The organism is Vibrio sp. 10N.222.55.C6, from assembly GCF_041473395.1.
Lineage (GTDB): Bacteria > Pseudomonadota > Gammaproteobacteria > Enterobacterales > Vibrionaceae > Vibrio > Vibrio crassostreae_C.
The window spans coordinates 1-21,786 of sequence record NZ_JBFRSD010000045.1 but is presented as its reverse complement, the minus strand read 5'-3'; the positions used below and the strand labels follow the sequence as shown (position 1 = coordinate 21,786).

The window sequence follows — 21,786 nt, the reverse complement described above, 5'->3', positions numbered from 1 at the left end:
GTCAGTTCCCATAAGCCGGGGTAGGTTTGGTGGTCGTGCTGATTTCTTTTGTGCTTTGCTGCGTGGTCTTTCTTTGCGAGTCAATCAGTTGATTGCGGTTGTTGAGCGCCTCAATGGCATTCTCAGCCAGCCCCGCGGTAAAGCGTTTGGCGTTATCGATATCACGAGTGATGAGGGCGATGTCATCCTGGCTGTTGTTGGTGTTGGCCAAGGATTGGCGGGCAACATTTAACATGCTCACGAGGTACTGATTAAGCAGCTCCACCGCTATCATTCGCGAGTAGTTGCTGGTATCGGGGGTTTGATTGGCGGATAAGTCGTCAATAAAGAACTTGAGTACCGGCGTTTGAATCAGCTCCAGAAAACCCTCTTGTTGACGCGTGAGTCTTTGGTCGGTGGCTATCTTTTGCAGTATCGATTCCAGTTGTTTGCGTATCTGGTTTTGTATGCCGTTAGTTTGACTTATGGATAAGTTATTACGCTTGGTAATGGTAATGCACGCATCTGGGCCTGTTTTGCGACACTGATAAACGTCAGCCTTGCCCCCTTCGAGCAGCACGTTGACGAGGTTGTTGTTGTCGGTCAAAAGGCTAGGGTAATAACGCGGATTGCCGTCTTTGTCGTACACGTAAGAGCCTGACAAACTCATCATGAATTGCGCTAGATTTTTGTCGGAGGACAAAAAAGCGTTATTCATGATCGCAGACCAGACCACGTTGTGATTGGTTTGGGTCATGTCTTTCAGGGCTGGATCCTTTTTGGCGTCCTTTAGCTGACCCGCTGCTTTGCCTCCTGCGCCACATTCCTGCTGCCCTTGAACCCAATCTGAGAAGGCGTTGTTTTGTGTACCAAGCGTCGCGCAGACATGCTTTTTGGTAGCAGGAGCGGCAAAGGCGGCCAGTCCACCGATGGACGCTTGCGCGGCTTCACAAGAGTTCACCGATTGATTGAGATATTTGTCGAGCCTGGCTTGGAGATTATCCAGATTTTGCTTGAGCTGCGGTGCCCAGGTTTGCAGGGCTAAGTTGACAATAAAAGGAGGGGCATTATGAATAATGGCTTTGCCCAGTTTCACCAGTTGGTCTGAGCTGATGTGTGAAAATCCCCCCATAAACATATCAATGCCAGTGCACCCGGTACTGATGGAGGGGACAGTGACGCTGACCAACTGTGCATCGACAATTTGATTACGCACAAACAAACTGCCACCGGTGTAGTAGTTGGCCGATTGCCCTTGGTAAGCCGTCGGGGTTGAGACGTTGGCGTTGTACCCTGAGTTATCAAAAAAGCGGGCCAGCGAGTGGTTGGTGTCGGCGTGACTTACGCCTGATAAGCTGATGAGAAATAAAGGAATAACTCGCTTATTCACCGCAACGGTGGACAAGTGGTGGAAAAGTGAGCGCTTCATTGGAGAGCCTCCTGCACTCGCGGATCGTTAAGGGCGTTCTGAATGCTTTGGGCAAGCGTGCTTTCTGGTACGTCTCCAATGCTCAGACGTGAGAACTTACGGCTGTTCACGTTCATTAAGAAGGTCGCAGGCATGACCGTTTTTCCCTGGCCTGGGAAAAAGGTCTTGCCTATCTCTGGTGTGACAGGGATAGGGACCTCAAACCCTGGAAGGCCCGGCCCATCAACAGAGAAGGCGTAAACCGGCAATTGAAATCGCTCGCCAAGACGAGTGATTTTAGGGGCGGTCTTATGGCAGTACGGGCAGGTGCTTTCAAAAAAGAACACTAGGGCATATTGGTTTTGCATGGCAGCGTGTGCGCTGGCGGCATGAATCAAAAAAGCAAGCACAAGGGTACGAAGAAATGGCATAGCGCCTCCTTACGTTTGGGTGGTTTTACATGGATTGAGTGGCTTTAAAAATCCGATTGCTCAAAGTGGGTGGCGACGTTGTAAAAGCGCCCAATTAAATCATTTTGGCTTATCCAGCCGTACGCCAGTGGCTTCATCTCTCCAGTGCTTGGATGCACCAAAATCAAGGCGGGCGTAAAAGGCACCGTGACTTTTCCTTGGTTGTGGCGGTTTTCTTTGAGGTGAGTGATGAAGGTTTCATCATTACTGATCCCAAGGAGCTCAAAATGGTATTGGTCAGCAAACGCTTGAATGGACGGGGCGAGTTGCTGGCTTAGCGTATCTTTTCCTTCATAAACAAAGAAAAAGCCCCATCCGTCTTGTTTCATCTTTTCAACCGCGTCGGTTTTCTTCTTATCCTCCAGTGTTAAATACACTTGTCTTGCCGCTTGCTCTGTCGGATGGTCTTTGGTGTAAGAAAACTCAGGTCTTTCGAGCAGCAGCGCTTTAAAGGTCATGCCTAATTGGTCGGTTTGGTCCGTGATAAAATGATTTAACGCTAAAAACTTCGCGAGCTTGTCTTTATCTTTGGGATGAATGGCCGCGTCGTTTTGCGCTTCAATATGCACAGAGTGAAACCAGGCCATCTGTTCGGTCGCCGATAACGTTTTAGGGCTTGATACGGTGGTTTGAGTGTTGCTTGGTAGCGGCTTAGGTTTGGGCGTTACGGGCATTGCCTTTGGCTCGTTGTACCAGCGCCACCCAGGAGGGGTTTCTTGAGCAAGAGCTGGATGGAGGTGAGTCAGCAGCGCTAGGGTAATGACGCAAAGCAGAGGTTTTTTCATCATCATAGACCTTGATTCCGTGGAGGCGGTTATCCGCCCGTGGCACTTTGAAGTCGTTTCTTGATTTCATCAAAGTTGGGGAGGTTGGTGTTGGCACGCATTTCCGGGTAGAACTCTTTAAAATCAATGTATTCAAAATTGATTTGACCCAGTTCTTCGGGCGTAATAGCGGCGCAGGTGGGATTTTTAGCACTGCCTAACCGTTTACCCAGTTGCTGAAGAGACCCTTGCTCTTGGATGATTTTGGCCAGCTTGTTGTCGTAAACGCAGTAACTGCGCTTTTTACGGGTGCAGACACCCAGCACTTTCTTGGCGCAGTATTGCCCCACGTACAGGGTTAAGCCTTTCTCTTTGGCTTCCCCCAGCGCTTCTTCCGCTTCGCTGCATTTCGCTCCCAATCCTTGCCCCCATCCTGAGTCTTTACAACAATCGTTGAAGCCCGCGAGTTTCTTACTGCACTTCATCGGCTTTCCCGTGAATATTTTGGGTGGGTCGCCGATGTCTTTCACGGCTTCGGCAAGTCCTGCCAGTGCCGCAACGGACTTATCAAAATTGTTATTCAATTTGGGCGCCTCCTCGTAACACTCCCCGTCAAGACAGAAGGAGTGCTCCCCACATTGCAGATCAGTGGTTCGGCATGTCTTCTCAACACAACGCTTTGTGACCTCTTGCTCGACGCACACCCCATTTTGCTTAAGGCTGCAATGTTGAGTTTGAGTCGTACAGTCTTTCGGGAGGTTTGCGCAGGTATTAGGGCGGTCACAATGATGGTCTATCCGATATTTCCAACAATTGAGCGTGGTGGGAATGCCATTAATGGTGCGGGTGGCTCGACCTTCAATACATTGCTGGCGAGTGACCTTGCACGAGTTCATCAGGCGGCATTGTGTTCGCCAGGTCATGGTGTTTTTGATGCAGTTCCCTCCGGATAAGGAGAATCCGTTTGAGCAGCTCAAGGTGGCTTTTTTCGTTTGTGTGGTGGGTCGACAAATCTCGTAGCGTTTATGCCAGTATGCGCTCCATTGCCAGTTTAAGTTGATGGTATATTTTAAATCGCCAAGCGTGTAGCCTTGGTTGGGAGAGACTATCTTTCCATCCCAAAAATACGTGGTTTCTGATCCCGAAAAACCTCTTCTAGTCCCTGATTGCCTCACGTAATTGTCATTATTGTATCGGCATTGTGGGAGGGGGCGTTGGCAATCCCTCCCTTGTTGTGTCCAGCCGGATGGACAGCGGTAGCTCACCTCACCGGTGCTCACGGAGGCAACGGGGACTTTTGTACAAGGCACATTGTTATTCGTTGGACGATGACACTGTTTAGGAATGTGTTCGATAAGGCACTGGGAGCCGCTATCACAATCCACATAGGCATTTGAGAGACCGTGAGTGATTTCATACGCATTCTCTTGGCCGAGTAAGGCAAAGCGCATCGCTGGGTCGCTTTTAACATCGGGGCGCCCTTTATTAAAGTGGGTGTTGATGTCTTGAGCCAATCCATTGGTCACAAACTCTGTCCCTTTTTGTGCATTGATATCACTGTCTGACAGTCTTGACTCTTTTGGACTGCGGATCTCTTTTCGACACGTGGCGTCTTTGCAATAGTCATCGACATTGAGTGGAAGCGCATGAGGCGTGAGAGCTTGGCTTGCCGTTTGCTTCGCCCAATTGGCGCTCTCGGTAAAGGTTTGTTGTTCGCTGGCAAGAGCGAGAGTAGATAAAAAACTGAGCGTGAGCGCAGCCCAGAGGTCAATGCGCATAAGGAGCACCTCATCAAAAGTTGGGGTGAGAGAGGGTTATTGGGCATAGAGCGTGCGCAACAGTGGATGAATGTTTTGCTGCGCATCCCCGGCCGCGAGGTAATCCAGAGCTTGGTAAAGTGAAATGTTGCCGTAAAGGATGTCGTAGTCACTGGCTTTGCAAGGCTGCTTAGGTAAGCAACGGTTTTGTTTGACCGAAACAAAGGCCGGTACGCGATGAATATCAAATTGCTTAAACCAATCAGGGCTGATGGAAAAGCCGCTTTGAATGGGCGCCTTATTGGGGGAGCGTATCAAGGCCTCGATCCGCTTGGCCGTGGCCGGAAAACCTTCAGGTAAGACACCGCGTATCACCAGTGGAACGCCTAAGTGCTCACTTTGCATCAGAAGCTGTTTGAGCGCGGTCTTGGGCATGGTGAGTGAAACAAACACCATTACCCCTTTTGGGGCTTGGTCAGGGTTGCGCGTGGGCTTTTGTCGCCCCAATAAGGGGGACAGGCTCTCCTCTTTTATCAAATCTTGAACATTGCGGCTGAGAGTCAGCGCTTCTTCTCGATAAGCCTGGGCTTTATTTTGTATGTCGTCCGTAGGCCACGTCTTCGCCGCCTCCGGTTGTTGAGTCATTTTTTGCTCAAGCTTGGCAAAAGATTTGAGCTCTTGCTCAGTGTAAGCTTGGGCGGGTAACGCGATAAAAAAACACAGAAAAACAAGAGAGCGCCTAAAGGTGCTCTCAAAAGATGGAATGGTCATAGTAACCTCTTCATTATGGCCGCTGAAAGGGTGGGTAGAGGGTGTGAGCGTTTTGGAAGCTGATTGACAGCACCTTACGAGCATTGAGATCGCGACAAAACGAGAAGCAAAACTGCGAGAGCGGGAAACAGCAGTAAATGTGCTTGTTGTTGGCGAGCTCTGTTTTTAAAAAATCGGTAAGGGAGTCAGGGTGACTGGCAATAAATAGGTCCGTTTCATTTTTGTGGGGAAGAATGGGCATCATCGCGTCACCTTATAAAAAGACACAGTTGCGCTTTCGCCATTGTACAAAACCAAAGTTATCCCCTGTCACCGGGTTGTCATGGCCGGCTTCCCAGATTGTGGTTGTCGTGGTGTACGGGTGACACCAGGCGGCATCGGGAATAGGCCCCGACATTTGATACCGATAACGAGATTTTGGCAAAATAGGATCGGGATATTGATAACAAATCGCGCCATCTTCGCCGCGCGTCTCCCAGATGATTCCTTGCCGGTGCAGTTTGTAGTTCAGCTTTTCCATCAAGAGTGTCGCCGCCTGGATGGGCGTGTCTCGATAGTTGGTGGTGCCGGTGAGCGGATAGGCACTGCCCTGTGAGCCTAAACACCAAAATAAAGCATCAATAGGTAAGGCAGCGTTAGTGGAGGTCAACAGGGCTTCGGGCACGCAAGCAAGCTGCGCAACCAAGTTACCAAACAGTAACGCTTCGGGATTGAGAATGAGGGATAACTCATCGTCGTCCCAAAGTGGGTCAATTTCCGTCATGTAGGCCACATCAAAAACGTCCGTGGCCATGCAGGCGGTGGATTGCATCAGTTGCAGCCAATAAATAACGGGGTACTTATACCAATGGGCGTGATAAAAGCCTCCGTCACTGCTGTCACTCTCACGGGCGGTCACGCGCCCACCGATACGCTGAGTGTTAGCGCCGGACATTTGCACGCCCATGTTCACCATACAGTAAGGGACGCGCGTGATATCGGTTAAGGCATAAGGCTCCCAATAGCCAATGTTGATGCCTATTTGCACAAAGATAGGCGGCGGTTTAGGGCAATAAGAGATAGGCAGTGTGGGATTGGGCGTATCGGGGTACTTAGAGGGCATGACGGTGGCTGAGCCTATCGTCATCGGAAACAAGCAATCCCAACAAATATCGGTCATGGGGTTAATAAAACGGCTTTTACACGCCGCACTGGCTGCTAGGGTTGATGGGGCAATAAAAACCAATAGGCAGCACAACAGTAAACGAAAGTGTCGTTGTGTCATGGGGTGTCCTTTTTCCACGCCGAGCGTGGTACTCCTTTTGTCTCGACAAGAGGCTTCGCCCCATAATCGCCGCCAAAAGCGAGCTTGGTTAAGAAAAAAAAAGCGTCATACTGGAAGCATAATCAAGGGAGGTGCGCACTTCCAATGCGATGTCATTGTTATTGCTCTATCGCCAAGGGGTGCAAACCCGATACGTTCACCTCATCGATGCGCCAGCGCGTGCCTTCTTGGTAGGCAATCGCTGGGACGTGAGTAATGTTAAGCGATTGGGTTAAGTGGCCTTGCTGCGCAAAATACATTCTTGCGTCCAATAAGGTCGCCATTTTATTCGGGCTGCCTCCTGTCAGTACCCACTTGATTGGCTTGGCGTTTTGATACTCGCTAGCGAACCTTCGTTGCTGCGCGTCTCTGGCATCAAAAAAGACCAGCACCTTACTTAACTCAAATTGTGGTAGAACGTTTTGACCGTCGACCTTTGGCCAAGTGCGGGTATCAAAGGGGTTCACTCTGGTGCCCGCTTTGGCAATCACGGCTCCTGTAGTGGGGGCGATAATGTCTTTAGGGAGGGTGATGCTTGGGTCAACGTAAAAGGTGCGGGGGTTGATCGTGGTGGTTAAGCCTGCAACGGGCGGTGGGTTTTCAATGCTTTGCTTGGCGCGCTCCGTGAACTCGTTTTGCATGTCCGCTAATTGACCACTGGCCTCAAACCCTTTCAGTCTTTGGTCAATCCACTCCAGCATGTCAATCTCACCGATGGGGAAGATAGGGGCCACTTGGCCCAAGTTCTTTCCAGCGGCATTTGTCGTTGCCAGTCCAGCGACCAAAAGAAAAAGGGGGGATTTAAGCGCTCGCCCCAATGGCTTGATTAAAGGCGTCAATGTCTTTGCCATAAAAGTGCCTGGAGGTTTGCTCAATGGCGCGCTCCAGTGAGTGGCCTTGTTTATAAAGATTTTCACAATACTCAAACTCCTTAGGCTCGGTTGAGAACATGGCGCGTTTCACCGGAGAGGCGAAAAAGCGGTGATAGGTGACATGGCCACCCGCTTTGATGCGCGCACTGCTGTATCCCGCTTCGGCAGACGGAGCGAAACTTTTAATGAGGCGCTGCTCAAACGGTGAGAAGGCATCCGGGTTTTGGGTCAGATACTCATCAAACCCTTCCCCTTGACGAAGAATGATGTGGATATCGGAGTTGTTGTAGCAGGCTTTGGCTTCCTCGTTGCTAAAGAAGTCTTCAATCCCTTGAGTCACTGTACAAAAAGCGCCGCCGAACTTACGGGCGGTGCGATAACCGGTGTTGATGAACTCCCTCGCTTGCTCGTTTGCCCCAGAGAGGAGGCTCCAGGCTTCTTCAATGATGCACAGCTTTGGGGTAGAGCGAGAGCCAGCCAGGTACATCTGCTGGTTAATCGAAACCATCAACGCAAAAATCACGGGTCTGAGCACAGCAGGCGGAAACCCATCCAGCTCCAGCGTGGTGATTTCCACACTGGGGTCGAGCATGGAGGGCTTGTTGAACACATCTTTGTACATGCCGTCGGTGCAGAACTTTTTCAGTTGCACCGCAATGTCTTTGATGCGTCGGTCGCTTTCTTCTCCAGCAATCTCAATCAAGGCGTCTCTGACATCATCCACCAAGGCTTGATTACCTTTACGCTCCCATGCCGTCACTATCGCATCGCCTAAGACGCTTTGTTGAAACGCCGTCAGTGGGACGTAGGGTGACGCGATGGTGGCAAACAACGCCGTGATATTATCGAGCGCTTCCATCATGGGGTCGACCGGTCTACCGTCATCATCCACAAACTCAAACTCAGCACTTTGCATGGCGCCTAAATGCGTGAAGGGATTTAAGAAGATGTTGGCGTGCGTCATGTACGTCCCCCCAAGGCTGAGCGTCAATTTTTTATAGCTGGCCCCTTTATCGAGGATCCACACTTTACCGCCCATGGCGTAAACCGTTTCGGCAATCTCTTGAACCAGAAAGCTTTTCCCTGCGCCTGAGCCTCCGGTCAGAGCGATATTTTGGTTATCACTGCCACAGGTGAAAGGGTTAAAGAAAGAAATTTGCTGGCGCATCGTGGGCAGCAATACGCCGCCTTTTAACTGACAAAAATCCATGATGAGAGGGAAGAGGTTCACCAGATTAGAGCTTTTTAACGTGCGAACTCGGCCGGCTTTTTTACAATCGCCCCACAACCCTTCGCTCATCATAAAAGGCAACGTTGAAAGCAGCGCTTGTGGCTGATTCATTTTCAGGGGAATGATATCAAGGCCAGCATGGCTGAATGACTCCTTCGCCGCTTGGGTGTCTTTTTTCTGGTGGGTCTTATCGGTAAACAGGGAGACCGTGAGTACCATAGACGCAATGGTAAACTCTTTAGACAACAGACCTTTTTGTAGGGCTTTTCGCTCTTTGAGCTCATCTTCCGCTGTTGGAGCCAGCAGCGCCATTTGGCTGTTCACCGTCTTGGTTAAGTCTTTTATCTTATTATCGTTATCCGCATTTTGCTTACCGGTTGGCTCATTACGAAAGCTCAACGTGACGCGGTGAGGGCAAGTGATATTACGAGAAACGTTGCGAAGAGAAGAAAAGGCCTCAGGTAAGGCGTACAAGCGATAATCCCCAGGCAGACGAGAAAGTCCCAAATTGACCAGCCGTGTGCGCACCTCCTCCCCTTGGTCATTGGTATGACGGGTGGCGATATGGCCACGATGCGTTAACGCTTCGGTATCGGGAGAGAGGGCTTGCAGGTTCAAAGGCTCTAACGGGTTGTAGCCTTTTTCCTTTGGCCGGTCTTGTCGTTTATCAAAGTTTAAGATATCACTCACATCGGTCAGCAACATCTCAGGCGTGACGGGCAGTAAATCAAAACCAAGCTGCGCCAGTCCTGTCTCTAGAGTCATTCGCGCATCAAGCAGCTCTTGTGGGTCTTTTTCCGTGGTGGAGACAAAAAAGAACGCGTCGTAATCGCGCAAATCAAAGCGATTGTTTTTTTGTCGGTGTAAAAAACCGTGCTGCGCGGCGTAGTGGGCGTAAATGGCGTCATCGTTAGCCAGCTTCTGGCAGATACCGCCTCGCTGACTGAGTAGAGCTTGGTTTCCTTCGAGATAGTGCGCCACTCGGTTGTGACCAAACAGCTGCACTTGATAGTCCCATTTATCCCCTGCTGGCAAATCCCCCATGAGGTGGCTTAACGACTGAATTAAATCGTCGTTAGCGCCCCCAAGGACACTGATTTTAAAGCCAAAACCGCGAGAGTGGGGATTGTCGAACACCCGCTCAATGGGATCGTAATCTCGATACGGCAGTTCATGGTGAAGGTGGTTTTGGGCTTGCTTGGCCTCTTGAAATAAGGCGGATAAGCCACTGCGTGAGGAGGAAAACATGGGGGATCCCTTTTTCTATTTTAATGTTAGGGGGCGTGACACAATCTTGGACCGCTTGATGGATTCCCCCCTCATTGAGAGAAGGCTGAGACTGAATGTCGCGCGCCCATGATAAAAATGATGTTTAAGCTTCGTTTCTTTTTTTCCTAATCAATCTTTCCAAATCGCGCGCGCAGGGCGCCCAGACCAACGGCTATCGTCTAAGACAAAGTAAACATCCATCGTATCGATGTAGTGATTGTCTTTGTCGATGAAAGGGAAGACGGTGAGTTTTTTAACGTCTTCTTGGCTTCGCTCTGGCTCCCCCTCTCGATTGCGCCTTGGCAGTAAGGTAAAGGCGGAAGGTGGGGCGAGACGCGCTTGAGAAGAGACCGTGGCGTTACCACTGCCTCCGGTATAACCGTATAGGTTGTCTCGAACTTCGTTCATGGTGACGCAACCTGAAACGCCGCCGACCTGATCGCAACTGTATTCGCTCTCAAAGCCCGCGCTACAACCGGTCAGACCTAAGAGTATCGATAGTGAAAACAAAGCGTGCCTATTCATGGTGATTCCTCACGCCCAAAGCCCACGCGGCTTAACCCTTGTTGGGTGATTTTTTGCGCTAAAGGGTTGATGGGGGCGGTTTGAGTGGTTGGTGGAAGAGAGGGGGTGTTGGTAATGACATCTAACAGTTGATTGCTGTTGGAGACTTGCTCACGCTGCTCATTCATACGCGTTTCGTATTCATCGGCCAGCAATGGATCTAATGGAAAGCCTTCCAAAAAGACAATATTGACGATGGCACCAGGATTGACTTCCACTATCGGATGATAGAGTTCGGCCAGTTTGATGTAGTAGTCCGCCAATTTGCTGCCAACGCTCTCCGTGGCGCCGCCAAGCAGATTCAAGCCAATTTTATCGCTGTTGATGCTTTGACTTGGGCCGAGCGCCGTCGGTGTCGTGGTTTGTGCCAGCGCTTTACCTGCATCCCCTACGCCTTGCAAGATCCCCGCAATGCCGGCCATTTGAACGATCTTACCGTTTTTCAAAATGGTGGTACCGCGAATACCATTGCGACCAAAGTTAAACACGGTCGCATTGACGGGGATATCGAGAATATCGCCATTGGGTTGTATGCAGCTCATTCTACTGGTGCGAGCGACGCCGCGGCTGGATGAGATCTCACCGTAGACGGCGCCGGTGATCGTGCAATCCTTCAATTTAGAGGCCTGACCGTTGGGTAAGACCCCCTGATTGACTGTCTGAAAGACAATCGGTGAGGTATCCCCTTGTCCAGAGACGCCCCCATTAGCATCAGCGCCGCCGGTAATTACGGCGGTCACAAAGGTGCCGGTTGGCACGTAGTTATCGGTCGTGCGACGGGATTGTTTCTCCTCGACACTGGCTTGCCAGTGAAATTCAAAGCTATCAAAGGCATCACCACTAAAGGCCACATCATCTTGCTCTTGGTACTGGAACTCATTCACCTTGGCGTTATCCATGTTGCTATTAATGGCCGGTCTTGGGGGCAGTTTGTATTGGCCAAAGGTGTCTCCTTGGTTGGTCTCGATGCCGTGTTGAGTCGAAGGATCGCCTGCCTTGAGGGTTGAGGCTAATTGCGTCTCAAGCTGCGCCTTGAGCGCGTCAACTTCATCGAGCTTTTGTTGCATCTGCTGCTCAAGCTCTGTCAGTTGCGATTTTGTATCGCGCTCATTGGCCTTTTTAATGTTCTCTAACTCAGAGGTTAAGCTTTGTCCAAAGCGACTTAATGTGCCTTCAAACCGCGCTAAGCTTTGTTCTATTTGGTTGATTTTGTCTTGTTGAAACGTCAGGGCGGACTGGTTGTCTTTGTCGGTAAAATCATCGGTGACGACAGCGCCAAATCCGACATCTTGAATGCCCTTGCTTGGCGCTTGGGGAGACAGTGTTAACCGCCAAACAACAAAAGCCAGGGCGGTCAATATCAGCAATACCGTGAGCGTAATGGTGCGATTGCGCTTTCTTGTCACGGCATTGATCGTGCCGCCGTCTTCAAAGTCCCCGTCGGTGTCTTTGAAGACGCGTTTCTTAAAACGGCCCAAGGCGTCTTTTTGTTTATCGAGCATGGGTGGCGCCTCCTCCAGTAATGAGATAGAGCGTGGTAGTTTGCCCAGGTTTTAATTGATAGGCATCGAGCGCGGCTGAGCGTGCGGAATAGCTGTAGAACTGCGCGGTGGTCAGCGCCATGTCACTGCGGCTTTGATTTTTGAGCTGATAAACCACCCCAGAATAATGACGGCCCACGAAGACCGTTTGAGGGATGATGGCCAGTGACGCTTCATCTTTGGGTAAGGTTTTGGGGTCAACGTCGTGACGTTTAAAACCAGCAATGGGAGCGCCATCATGGACAAAACGTATCATGGCTTTGGTGAGCGCTGTCATGGCGGCGGGATAATCCGCCGCCTGCTCAATCGGGCTTTGCTGCTCTTTGTAATTTTTCGACCAAACAAACTCCGTGACCAAAGATGGTGTAGCTTTGGGGGTAATAAACAGCGCAAACAATCGCCCTTTCTCTGTCGTCAGGTGCGCGGTAAACGGTAAGGGAAGGTTAATTTTTAAGGTGATGGAGCCGGAAGCGTCTTTTTGGTTGCCCGTTGAGGTGCAAAACCCTTTCGGGCAGACGATCGAAATAATACGGTCATTGTTGACCAGTAAACGGTTCACGTTAATGGAAGAGAGTGACAAGGGGATCGTGTCGCCTTCGTCAAACTCATAGCTCACCATGGCGGCATTTTCAGCCAGGGCAAAAGAGGGGATGAAAAAGACCACCCAAAGCGCGATGGATAAAAAATAAGGGTGCCATTGCTGCGATGGGGTGAATGATTGCTCATAAAGATTCATCGGTGTTGACCTCGACTTCTTCAATGGAGAGTAAACCTATGACGCCTTGGTCATAGCTAAAGTTGACTTGATACCACTTCATCTCCGGATCTAGTGCGCGTTGGCCTACGTGCTTTTGGAGTTTCCCGTAGAGTTGTACTTGGAGAGTGTCGAGAGAAATTCGGACCAACTCGACAGAAAATTGGCTGCTGATGTTATCTTTTTTAACCACCGTGGCTTCTCGAAGCAGCTTAGGTTGAACGTTGTACCAGCTTGTCTCGTCTAAATATTCAAGTAACTGACCAAACTGACGTCCAACGCTTGCCGGCGTGATGTTGAGTTTCAGGTAGAGAAGATAATCCGCCATTTGCTCAAGATAAGGTTCATCGACCGCGCCATCCGAAACCGTAAAGGCTTGAGAGAGGGTGGGCGGGACTAGGGTTCGGCTTTGATGGGTAAGGGCTTGATAACTGGTGTAACCCAACACCAGGTTAGTGATAAGCATAACAAGAAAGCCTGCACTCAAAAAAAGATTGAGGAGGCTTTTGACGGCCAGCTTATCCCGTTTAACAAACGGATCCATGATGAAGGGTCTCCTTAGAAAATCCAGTAACGACGACAGGCTGAGGGGGTACGCTTAAAGAGGGTGGGATGGACAAAGGAAGCCCCCCACCAATAAAGTGACAGGGTAACTATGTTGTCACCGTATTGCGCTTTGATGTAACGTAATCCCCCAAACCAAGCCAGCGATAACGTCAGCCCTATCATTTCGTGTTTAAGCCAGAATGAGAGGCCAAAAATGCAGAGGGCAGGCACGAGTTCATCAACTGGGAACCCGAGCCAGCGACGACCTTTGTTCATGTGTTTTGGAATAGAAAAAAACTGATGAGGGTCTTCCATTGTGACTCCTTAGCCTAAGCCGACGAGTGGTGCTCCAACATTCCACAAGACTGAGCCGCCAATGAACCCGCCAACGGCCGCAAACCAGTTACGGCTCATCAGTCCAGTGACGACCGCCCCCGCAAGCCCAGTCCCCAGCATCGCGGTTTCAACCGCAGAGCCTTTGCCCGCCGAGTCTTTCATGGCTTGTTTACCTGACGCGAAGATATCGGCAGCCAGAGCGGGCTGAGTGATAAGAAGTGTCGAGACAGCAACGCCAAGCCCGACAAGGAGGGTGCGCTGGGTGCGTTTTTTCATAATAAATATCCTTATTGAGTGATAAATTTATCAAGTGTTTGGTCATGATGGAGTAAAAGACCTCCTTGCCTGAGAAGCTGGGAAGAAGGGTTAGGTTGTCCTAGGCAGACCGTGCAACGTGCAAATTAAACGGCGCGTGGGGAGAAAGGTTAAAATCGACAGGTATAGGCACGCATCATAAAGAAAACAGAGAAGATTTCGCGTACTTCAAACCGCGATTACGACTCACATGTTGCTTCCAATTTTGAGCGCTAATGATGGTGTTCTTAAGCTTCCGATAACGTTTTTTACAAGCATTCTTTGAAGCTGGGAGAGTGAGACGGTTAACTGATTGAACTTGTTTTTGAACCGCAACAAAATGAACACCCTTCCAATAGAAAGGGAATGAAAGGTGTCCAGTAAAAGACAGTAAGGCGGCAAACGCCATGTGTTCACGCCCGACCGTTCCCAGTTCTTTGACGCTGACAAAATCCCCTTGTTCAACAAAGTGGCCTAATACATTCGCCGCCTCATCTGTACGACAATGTCCGTAGATAATCTGCATCGTTCACACTCCTTTTTAGGACATTGTTTTGTTCTTTTAAAAAAGCAAAACAATGGGCTCTCTTTCAAGAGCCGTGCTACAAACTGGCTTGAGCATTCTTGTAGTAGAATGCGCACATCCAAAGGGTGTGGTGTCTGGTATTCCCAAGTAACTCTATTTCACCACTCAACCAGCGTGCTTAATTGAGTAGAAAAACAGCCTTGGACGTCGCCCCAGAGAGGGCTCCTGAATTTGTTAGGCATATTACGCAGGCCTGCGCCCCTCTGCGGCGCTTTTTGCAATCGTGAAGGCAGCCCACCTTCGAGGCCATCTGAAATAAGATCTCAGACGGCAATATCATTCGTTACAGCGACCAATTGGGAAAACGTTTGAGATGATCTTCTAATCGAAGTTTCCCTTCGCGCTTTTTGGCCCGTTCTGCTCTTTTCGCCGATAGCGTTAACGTTTTATTCGCGTTTGCTGAAAGACTAAAAGCGATACCGACTTCCTTGTTATCAACCCTACATTCTGATTTCAAATTCATACAAAATCCTTTTCAATTAAGAAAAACCGAAACGACCGAGTTCAAACTGAAATATCGCTGAACCCTCTAATCGTTCAAAAGTGACCCAGAATTATTAAACTTATTTGCTTTTGTGATGGGCCTCTCAATCTTGCAATTTAACATAACAAATATAATACGCACCAAATTAAACTTTTGATTTTAATGGTTATTTTATTAAATTTAACGTTGCCTTTGTTTTTAATTTTAAATAATTAATCCATTAATTATTTTTATTGGGATTCTTTGATGTGCTATAAATTTTTCAAGGTTATTTGTTATCTCATTGTTATTTATCTGCTATTTTTGGTTACGCATTATATTTGTTATGTTAAGGGAAAAATCCCAAGGCACACTTAGCGTTTGAAATATCAGGCGACGACACGCTATACTTACCTGAGGTCTATAAGGTTAAAACACACGACATTGCTTACTCCTGTAGTGTCCAATGTCGTGTGTTTTTTCTAGGATTTAGAGTGTGTTAGAGGTGGTACTCTGACTATATAGCACTCGCAAAAAAGCCGACTTTCCAAGAGTAGTCGGCTTTTTTGTGTCTAAAAAACCGGCATTTGATTTCTTTTCCCGGTTGAGATAGGTTGAAATTTCACCGTTTGGACGGCCAATCCAAACACCCCAAAAACCTCTTGGACTTCAAAATATGACGCATTTGACTCAGCCTTGGCTTGGGCTAACGCTCAGGAGAATCCACTTTCTGCCTAACACCGCCTTTTTTGTCCCTCAGGATGAAGCGAGGTGTGTTTTAAACGTGGACGGTGAGTCTTATGAAAACGTTTAGCTCCTCCCCTCCCCCGTTCGATAAATCGAGTTACGATGCGCAGTATCGCTGTAAGCGTAAGGCTCGCAAACTGGATTTGATTGAATTGTATCAACGCGTCATTGAAGAAGAGAACGCGCGGAACCCTAAGACGCCTTTTGAGATCGGATTTAAGTCTCGCAGGTTGCTCCGAAGCGGTAAGGTAGAAACCCTGCCGCCAGAATACGCGCGGATCTTAAAAGGGTGTGAAGAATTTATTACCAACCCCAATCGTTTCCCGTCACTCAATGCATGGGGCGGTGAAGCGGTGAATAATGTCCAATGTCGCACCTTAATTGCGAAAGTATTAGCGTGCACTCTGCCGAACACAGACCTCATTGGCGGGCGCATCGGTTTGCCCACCGAAGCGGGATTGAAAACCATCAGCTACGACCAGCTTCAAGAAGATTATGCGTTGCGCTTTGGAGAGTTTATTTCGCCGAAGTCCTTTGCTAAAGCGGTGAAGTATCTAAAGCGTGCCAGCTATTTTCACAGTGAGCGGATCAATGTGTGTGTCGACCAAGACGAAGGGACGATACGCAGTGCACCCGCGTACAAACAGTTTACACCTCGCTTCTTTAATGACTTAAAAGTCGTGCGTTACACCAACATCAGCGAATTGATCCTCGCAACACGGGAACGCCAGACAAAGAAAGGACTGAGCTTTCAATGGCTCTCTTTCCGTAAGATAGCGTCAGGGATACAAGAGATCTTCAATGCGTCAACGTTAAACACCTATGCGCAATCAACCTCAGCCTTCTTTAGTGAGTATCAACCGGACCTGGCCCCTAATTAAAAAGACACGTTCGTCTCCGCGAAGGCGGAGGGATCAGCACGTCTGAACCTTAGCCTACCCTGCTCTATCTCTCATTTTTCTGGTTTCTCCCAACAGGTTATTCAGGGTTATCTTGCGCACGCAGTCTCATTCGGAAGGGATTTCTCTATTCACGGTTTTTTATAAGAAAGGCCGTGCAAGAAAGGAAGGATAAAAAAGACCGCTACAATGGCCATCAATAAGGGGCTGCGCTTATGAACACTACGTATAAAGATAAATAATTAAATCAATAGAAAAATAAATACTTAAGGACAAGCAAAAAAAACGGCGCGGCAACCTTCTTTTGTCATACGACAGGGACCTTCTTCGATTAAACGCTGAGTCAGGTGGCTCCCTTTCATCATCTCCTTACTTAACGTCCACCTTCATCCGGATGGTATGGCTTAGCAGGGCGAGGGTTTTTAGTGCTGTCAATATTGCAGCCTAAAAAGAGCAGTATGGCGCTGTGAGAGGCTTTCTTCTTAATTTCATTAAATGGTCACGGTTCTTATTCAGCCGCTTAAGCTTACTGCTTTACAAAATGAATGGCCCCTTGAATACTAAGATTAGCGTTTCGATTTATCAGCGTCAGAGGGTAATTCAAACTCAAGGAACATAAATTAGTATTACTTCGAGGTGTTTCTCTTCTTACGCTGTTAGCCTAGAAAAACACATGGGTTACTAGAAGAGAAAAGGACGGATATGACACTTCCTATTTTTCACTCAAACAACGTTCCACATTCTCAGTCGGATTATTTATCTGAGCTCTGGAGGAAGATTGAAAAAAATGAACGGCGTAATCAAAAGGCCGAGATCAAGGTCAATCAGCTTTTTTCTGAATACAAAGATAAACTGACTCCCTATGATAAAAAGCTCGACCATCTTCACTGTGCCTGGGTTAAGCACTTGATGTCATTTTTGACCTCAAAAAAACTCAAAACCAATATCCGCAATCGCTTGATGCAAGCGATTGAACAGGAGTTAATTGACTTGCTTGATCGCCCTTTTATCAATGATAGAGACAAAGTCGAGGCGTTATGCGAAGAGTATGAAACCTATCATAATAAAGTATTTCAGAAAGAGAAACAGCAAGCGCTCAATGCAGCTTGTCGAGAATTTGAAAACGGCATGAAGGAGATGTTCGGCGCTGATATTGATTTACCCCACAAAAAAATCCGTGAAATTCTGGCTTCTGGTGATCCATTCGCCATTGAAGCTTTTATCAGTGCCTTATGGGCCTCTTTTGTTAAACATAATAACGACTCATTTTCACCACGAGCCCAAAATGAGGACGATTGGGACGATTTTGAATTCGATTATTTTGAGAGTGAAGACGACGACGCGCTTAACATCAAAGAAATGTTCCGAGGTACTCAACTCAACAAAATGTACAAACGCATTGCGAGTGTTATCCATCCAGATAAAGAGTCTGACCCGTTAAAGAAAGAAGAGAAACATCGTTTAATGCAGAAACTGGCGGTGGCCAAACGAGAGAATGATGTGATGACCTTAGTCCGAATGCTGACAGAATATGTCCCCGATTCTGAGCACCTTCTTGATGAAACAACTTTAGTGAGAATGGAGCATTTGCTCGAAATGAAGCTCCTGGATTTAAATCGGGCCCACCGTGACATCTTTAGCCAACAAGGAGTTAAGTCTCAAGTCTGGAGACAATTCTCAGCACCAAGCAAGAAGAAGACGCAAGCCAAAATGGAAAAGTATCTTAAAATGATTGATGATTCGATAGTCTCGCTTGAAAAAAGAATAAGAAAAGTTAACAGTATCAATCAATTAAAAAAATATTTAGGATCTCTTACCTTCTATTGATTCTGTGTCTAGAAAAGAGGCTTAATCATGGTGGTTTAAGAGGTTCGAAATACCGCTTGCTCACCCTTCGACTGGCTTCGCCAGCTACGGGATTGCGACGAGCGGTGCCATTAAAGTTTGAGCAGGTATATGTTCGCGTTTCCCGTTAATTTTTGAATGCGCCTTATTATTTAAGCCTTAATACACGCTGATTACGCACTCAATTTAAAATCGTGAAAAACAGCTAGGAAGCTTCAATTAAAGAGAAAGAATAAATTCATGAGTCGAAACCTTAAGCACTATCAAGCCCTTGATGAGATCGTGACGAATGCGCTTCTCGCACTGTATTTAACCATGAGTCAACAAGGTGGATATTGGACAACGAAAATAAGAAATGAACTGTTGGTAAAATTCATCAAACCAAAAGTAAAACGGCCTCAGTTCTCGACATGTAAAAATGAACTCAAAACCATGCTCAGTATTGGCCGAAGTGTAACAGGCAACCTCGAACAAAAAATGTGGGAGGTAAATCAACTGAATCTCGGGTATCAAGCCAAGTTCTCACAGGCTGATGAACTCTATATCATGTTAACGGAATTATTTGAGCAGCATCAGTTTCCAACTATGTTGGAAGACCCCACAAAAGAAATGGAACGAGATACTCTTTACATGAAAGAAAAAAGCATAGAGCAAGGGTTTGATGAAGACAATAACCAGATAAAACCCCTGGCTATGACGGTGAAAACCCATCGGTTGGAAGCGTTAATTGAAGCGCTAAAAGCCAAAGGCTTTTATCGCGTTGAAGTTGACTCTGAAGAGAAAGATGAAGTCATTCACCTTTTATTGCACCGAGAGTGATAACGATTATACGATTGAATAGTGCCTTTCTATTTCTCGGTTTTACCTTGGGTAGACAATGTCCGACTAAATACCCATCTTCAACCTTGACTGAAAGCTTTCCCATATGACAACGCACCCAAAGCCAGTCTGACCAAATAGGTCATAAAGAGAGAGCTTTTCAATACGCAACTCTGGCTTACGCATGAACCTTTTAAAATTGGCATTAGCTAGGCTAGGTTTGCGCATAGGGTCCAATTCTCTTCTTCATTTTTCCACCTAAATCCGGATTTAGGTCTAGTATAATATACTGCGATACTCACCTTGTGACACGGAGCCTTCCATCCTAGTGGTAGGTGAAAATTTCACCCAAACCTTACGGACGCCAGTTTTCAATGCAGAGACACAATAAGAGTTTAGGACTATTCATACTTTTCTTTATGCAGACACATGCAATAATCAACATGCTATGACGAGGCTGATGGTTATATGAGATGTTCCGAAATACCCCCTTTGCTCTACATGGTTACTGAAACTCAACTTGAGAGTGCTCTATCCTCTATAGCCATCAATAACTTGCATATTTACTGTGCGTTTACTCATGAAAGTTTGAACACTAAATTAATCAAAGATATTCAGTACAGCCACTTTAAATCCATAAGCTTTAGCGACGCTCGAACTATTTACCCTAAAAAAGCATCATTCTCGGATGAAGATAGGCAATAACTCATTGATATTTAGAAAAATATGCCTAAGAGGGAATATTCACAACGCTATTTTTGGAGAAAACGTGTTTCGACAATTTTTGTGTATCTTATTGATTTGTAATATTATCTCAATTTAAATGTAAATGGACTCAACATGACCGAAATGATAAAAACTTTACTTAATATCCGCTCGCTTCGTGCGTTCTCTCGTGAATTAACACTTGAGGAACTTGAAGAAGCACTGAATAAGTTAACGACCGTCTTTCTTGAACGCCAAGAGAGCGAAGAAGTAGAGCGCGAAGCTCGTGCTGAACAAGAATCCAAAGTCGCTGAAATCGCAAAGCAAATCAAGGTCGATGGTGTTAATATTGAAGCTCTTATAGAAGCTCTAGCAGGTCAATCAAAGAATAAAATAAAAGGTAAACGTAAGCCTCGCCTTGCTAAATATAGTTACACAGACGGGAACGGCATAGAAAAAACCTGGACCGGTCAAGGTCGCACCCCTTCCATAATTCAAGAACAGCTTGATGCTGGAAAATCAATTGAGGATTTCTTGATCGCGAAATAGTCGCTTCTTTCAAAACCCTCACTACACCCCCCTCAATTAAGAGGCCCAGAATTCATATAGAAACTAACAGAGCCCTTGTTTAGGTTAGTTTCTATAGGGCAGTCAGCTCACTTTAAATATCTCTCCCATTGGCCAATCTTAAAATGAATGCGTGAACAGAAATCAACCTAGAGGCGTTAATTACGTCACTGGCCTCATCAGTACCGAAACACGAGAAAACACTTATGACTATTGCAGAACAATTGCGCCAACAAGGCGAGCAACGTGGCCGCCAAGAAGGACGTCAAGAAGGTCGCCAAGAAGGACGCCAAGAAGGTCGCCAAGAAGCCCTCAAGGAGATGGCGCACAAGATGATGCTTAATGGTCTAGATCAGGAAGCCATTATGGATGTCACAGGATTGAATAAAGACGAACTAGCACAACTTTCTCATTAGCCGAGCAAGTAAATGGCCATCAATAAAGGACTGCGCGTGGGGAGATAAATAGTTAAATCAATAAAAAATAAGGATAAGAAAAAAAAACGGCGCGGGCACTTTCTTTTGTCATACGACAGGTCCCTTCTTCGATTAAACGCGGAGTCATGTGGAACCCTTTCATCACCTTCCCACTTAACGTCCACCTTCATCCGGATGGTATGACGTTGTACGAAACTTTTAGACTTTTCCTACCCATCGGCCTTATTGTTATCATATTCAGGTACTAATTGAGTGAGGGGAATTATCGCCTCACCCAACTTTCATTGTGACAACGTCATAAAAAAGACCGAAAGACTAAGGTTATTACCTTCCTTGAAGCCCTTATATAACGTTCTGGTCAAAGTTTTATAAAATATTCAACGTTTTACTGCCCACTTTTAAATCGACTCTCTTTATACCCAAACGATAAAGGTAAGAGAGTACGTCATTTTTAGAAACATTGTATTGACTACGATTTAGAAGTAATAAATATTCTTCTAACAAGTATGGAAAGTCGCTTAATCAACGCCCATGAGTAATGTCAATCTGAGTGATATGTCGGCCAAGCACGGCATTATTGTGAATCGTCCTATATTTATCGTTGGTTCATCCAATCAAGTCCCGCTTTAGACGTAAGAAACTACTCTGCTATCAATTCATTAGGAGCGACATCTTATCGCTATTAGAAAAACCAAAGCATCAAGGTTTGAACTAGCAACCTAGTGAATACGCTTTCATTATGTAATGATTTTACTTACAAAGTCATACTGTAAGAGACAAAAGATTCCGGAATAATACGTCAAATGGTCTGGGCTAAAACTTATACCAATCCGGAAAACTAACTGATCAGGTCAATCCA

Annotated in this window: 20 protein-coding genes and 1 pseudogene; 5 read left to right on the top strand and 16 right to left on the bottom strand. The window is 47.1% G+C overall.

Annotated features, from left to right (window positions below; genetic code table 11):
* Position 1: 1 nt before the first annotated feature.
* From AB4486_RS21385 to AB4486_RS21310, 16 genes are all read right to left on the bottom strand, one after another.
* On the bottom strand, positions 2–1,408 hold the full coding sequence (locus AB4486_RS21385; protein WP_016800101.1) for a conjugal transfer protein TraH: 1,407 nt from the start codon (positions 1,406–1,408) through the stop codon (positions 2–4).
* Positions 1,405–1,818, bottom strand: a complete 414-nt coding sequence (gene trbB / locus AB4486_RS21380; protein WP_016800100.1) for a type-F conjugative transfer system pilin assembly thiol-disulfide isomerase TrbB — start codon at positions 1,816–1,818, stop codon at positions 1,405–1,407. The genes AB4486_RS21385 and trbB overlap by 4 nt, the downstream gene beginning before the upstream one ends.
* A 44-nt stretch (positions 1,819–1,862) precedes the next feature.
* Complete coding sequence (traF, locus tag AB4486_RS21375; protein WP_102561329.1) at positions 1,863–2,648, bottom strand: type-F conjugative transfer system pilin assembly protein TraF; 786 nt, start codon at positions 2,646–2,648, stop codon at positions 1,863–1,865.
* Positions 2,649–2,671: 23 nt separating this feature from the next.
* Positions 2,672–4,399 carry a type-F conjugative transfer system mating-pair stabilization protein TraN gene (gene traN / locus AB4486_RS21370; RefSeq protein WP_372107313.1) on the bottom strand — a complete coding sequence of 576 codons (1,728 nt, stop codon included), beginning with the start codon at positions 4,397–4,399 and terminating at the stop codon, positions 2,672–2,674.
* A 36-nt stretch (positions 4,400–4,435) separates the two neighbouring features.
* Positions 4,436–5,149 carry a type-F conjugative transfer system pilin assembly protein TrbC gene (gene trbC, locus AB4486_RS21365; RefSeq protein ID WP_017103571.1) on the bottom strand — a complete coding sequence of 238 codons (714 nt, stop codon included), beginning with the start codon at positions 5,147–5,149 and terminating at the stop codon, positions 4,436–4,438.
* A gap of 253 nt (positions 5,150–5,402) precedes the next feature.
* Complete coding sequence (gene traU / locus AB4486_RS21360) at positions 5,403–6,413, bottom strand: conjugal transfer pilus assembly protein TraU (RefSeq protein ID WP_017103572.1); 1,011 nt, start codon at positions 6,411–6,413, stop codon at positions 5,403–5,405.
* 158 nt (positions 6,414–6,571) lie between these two features.
* Positions 6,572–7,303 (bottom strand): type-F conjugative transfer system protein TraW, encoded by a 732-nt coding sequence (traW, locus tag AB4486_RS21355; RefSeq protein WP_102488789.1) that lies wholly within the window; start codon positions 7,301–7,303, stop codon positions 6,572–6,574.
* Positions 7,254–9,803, bottom strand: coding sequence for a type IV secretion system protein TraC (traC, locus tag AB4486_RS21350; protein ID WP_229648361.1), 2,550 nt, complete (start codon positions 9,801–9,803; stop codon positions 7,254–7,256). The genes traW and traC overlap by 50 nt, the downstream gene beginning before the upstream one ends.
* Before the next feature lie 150 nt (positions 9,804–9,953).
* Positions 9,954–10,349: a type IV conjugative transfer system lipoprotein TraV gene (gene traV / locus AB4486_RS21345; RefSeq protein ID WP_017104313.1), complete on the bottom strand. Its 396-nt coding sequence runs from the start codon at positions 10,347–10,349 to the stop codon at positions 9,954–9,956.
* Complete coding sequence (locus AB4486_RS21340) at positions 10,346–11,890, bottom strand: TrbI/VirB10 family protein (RefSeq protein WP_048666133.1); 1,545 nt, start codon at positions 11,888–11,890, stop codon at positions 10,346–10,348. Before AB4486_RS21340 ends, traV begins: the two co-directional genes overlap by 4 nt.
* Complete coding sequence (gene traK / locus AB4486_RS21335; protein WP_372118543.1) at positions 11,880–12,665, bottom strand: type-F conjugative transfer system secretin TraK; 786 nt, start codon at positions 12,663–12,665, stop codon at positions 11,880–11,882. Before traK ends, AB4486_RS21340 begins: the two co-directional genes overlap by 11 nt.
* Positions 12,652–13,227 carry a type IV conjugative transfer system protein TraE gene (traE, locus tag AB4486_RS21330; protein WP_016800090.1) on the bottom strand — a complete coding sequence of 192 codons (576 nt, stop codon included), beginning with the start codon at positions 13,225–13,227 and terminating at the stop codon, positions 12,652–12,654. The genes traK and traE overlap by 14 nt, the downstream gene beginning before the upstream one ends.
* Before the next feature lie 14 nt (positions 13,228–13,241).
* Positions 13,242–13,544: a type IV conjugative transfer system protein TraL gene (gene traL / locus AB4486_RS21325; RefSeq protein ID WP_016800089.1), complete on the bottom strand. Its 303-nt coding sequence runs from the start codon at positions 13,542–13,544 to the stop codon at positions 13,242–13,244.
* Positions 13,545–13,553: 9 nt separating this feature from the next.
* Complete coding sequence (traA, locus tag AB4486_RS21320; protein WP_016800088.1) at positions 13,554–13,841, bottom strand: type IV conjugative transfer system pilin TraA; 288 nt, start codon at positions 13,839–13,841, stop codon at positions 13,554–13,556.
* Between the two features lie 175 nt (positions 13,842–14,016).
* Complete coding sequence (locus AB4486_RS21315; protein ID WP_048660709.1) at positions 14,017–14,385, bottom strand: hypothetical protein; 369 nt, start codon at positions 14,383–14,385, stop codon at positions 14,017–14,019.
* Positions 14,386–14,728: 343 nt separating this feature from the next.
* Positions 14,729–14,908 carry a TraY domain-containing protein gene (locus tag AB4486_RS21310; RefSeq protein WP_016800598.1) on the bottom strand — a complete coding sequence of 60 codons (180 nt, stop codon included), beginning with the start codon at positions 14,906–14,908 and terminating at the stop codon, positions 14,729–14,731.
* A gap of 800 nt (positions 14,909–15,708) precedes the next feature.
* Between AB4486_RS21310 and AB4486_RS21305 the strand changes: the two genes are divergently transcribed.
* The 5 genes and pseudogenes from AB4486_RS21305 to AB4486_RS21285 all read left to right on the top strand — a co-directional run.
* The gene (locus AB4486_RS21305; protein ID WP_102428374.1) at positions 15,709–16,536 is read left to right on the top strand and encodes a hypothetical protein; all 828 of its coding nucleotides are present in this window, start codon (positions 15,709–15,711) and stop codon (positions 16,534–16,536) included.
* Between the two features lie 720 nt (positions 16,537–17,256).
* Complete coding sequence (locus AB4486_RS21300) at positions 17,257–18,381, top strand: hypothetical protein (RefSeq protein ID WP_102428375.1); 1,125 nt, start codon at positions 17,257–17,259, stop codon at positions 18,379–18,381.
* Positions 18,382–18,639: 258 nt separating this feature from the next.
* Positions 18,640–19,218 (top strand): DUF2913 family protein, encoded by a 579-nt coding sequence (locus AB4486_RS21295; protein WP_017104238.1) that lies wholly within the window; start codon positions 18,640–18,642, stop codon positions 19,216–19,218.
* An 840-nt stretch (positions 19,219–20,058) separates the two neighbouring features.
* Positions 20,059–20,472, top strand: coding sequence for an H-NS family nucleoid-associated regulatory protein (locus AB4486_RS21290; RefSeq protein ID WP_069592252.1), 414 nt, complete (start codon positions 20,059–20,061; stop codon positions 20,470–20,472).
* A gap of 164 nt (positions 20,473–20,636) precedes the next feature.
* Positions 20,637–20,906 (top strand): annotated as a pseudogene (locus AB4486_RS21285) (ISNCY family transposase); the annotation flags it as partial.
* Positions 20,907–21,786 lie beyond the last annotated feature (880 nt).

Bases quoted from the DNA above. Each gene is read 5' to 3' on its own strand.
- AB4486_RS21385 (WP_016800101.1), bottom strand. From the start codon at position 1,408: ATGAAGCGCTCACTTTTCCACCACTTGTCCACCGTTGCGGTGAATAAG.
- trbB (WP_016800100.1), bottom strand. From the start codon at position 1,818: ATGCCATTTCTTCGTACCCTTGTGCTTGCTTTTTTGATTCATGCCGCC.
- traF (WP_102561329.1), bottom strand. From the start codon at position 2,648: ATGATGATGAAAAAACCTCTGCTTTGCGTCATTACCCTAGCGCTGCTG.
- traN (WP_372107313.1), bottom strand. From the start codon at position 4,399: ATGCGCATTGACCTCTGGGCTGCGCTCACGCTCAGTTTTTTATCTACT.
- trbC (WP_017103571.1), bottom strand. From the start codon at position 5,149: ATGACCATTCCATCTTTTGAGAGCACCTTTAGGCGCTCTCTTGTTTTT.
- traU (WP_017103572.1), bottom strand. From the start codon at position 6,413: ATGACACAACGACACTTTCGTTTACTGTTGTGCTGCCTATTGGTTTTT.
- traW (WP_102488789.1), bottom strand. From the start codon at position 7,303: ATGGCAAAGACATTGACGCCTTTAATCAAGCCATTGGGGCGAGCGCTT.
- traC (WP_229648361.1), bottom strand. From the start codon at position 9,803: ATGTTTTCCTCCTCACGCAGTGGCTTATCCGCCTTATTTCAAGAGGCC.
- traV (WP_017104313.1), bottom strand. From the start codon at position 10,349: ATGAATAGGCACGCTTTGTTTTCACTATCGATACTCTTAGGTCTGACC.
- AB4486_RS21340 (WP_048666133.1), bottom strand. From the start codon at position 11,890: ATGCTCGATAAACAAAAAGACGCCTTGGGCCGTTTTAAGAAACGCGTC.
- traK (WP_372118543.1), bottom strand. From the start codon at position 12,665: ATGAATCTTTATGAGCAATCATTCACCCCATCGCAGCAATGGCACCCT.
- traE (WP_016800090.1), bottom strand. From the start codon at position 13,227: ATGGATCCGTTTGTTAAACGGGATAAGCTGGCCGTCAAAAGCCTCCTC.
- traL (WP_016800089.1), bottom strand. From the start codon at position 13,544: ATGGAAGACCCTCATCAGTTTTTTTCTATTCCAAAACACATGAACAAA.
- traA (WP_016800088.1), bottom strand. From the start codon at position 13,841: ATGAAAAAACGCACCCAGCGCACCCTCCTTGTCGGGCTTGGCGTTGCT.
- AB4486_RS21315 (WP_048660709.1), bottom strand. From the start codon at position 14,385: ATGCAGATTATCTACGGACATTGTCGTACAGATGAGGCGGCGAATGTA.
- AB4486_RS21310 (WP_016800598.1), bottom strand. From the start codon at position 14,908: ATGAATTTGAAATCAGAATGTAGGGTTGATAACAAGGAAGTCGGTATC.
- AB4486_RS21305 (WP_102428374.1), top strand. From the start codon at position 15,709: ATGAAAACGTTTAGCTCCTCCCCTCCCCCGTTCGATAAATCGAGTTAC.
- AB4486_RS21300 (WP_102428375.1), top strand. From the start codon at position 17,257: ATGACACTTCCTATTTTTCACTCAAACAACGTTCCACATTCTCAGTCG.
- AB4486_RS21295 (WP_017104238.1), top strand. From the start codon at position 18,640: ATGAGTCGAAACCTTAAGCACTATCAAGCCCTTGATGAGATCGTGACG.
- AB4486_RS21290 (WP_069592252.1), top strand. From the start codon at position 20,059: ATGACCGAAATGATAAAAACTTTACTTAATATCCGCTCGCTTCGTGCG.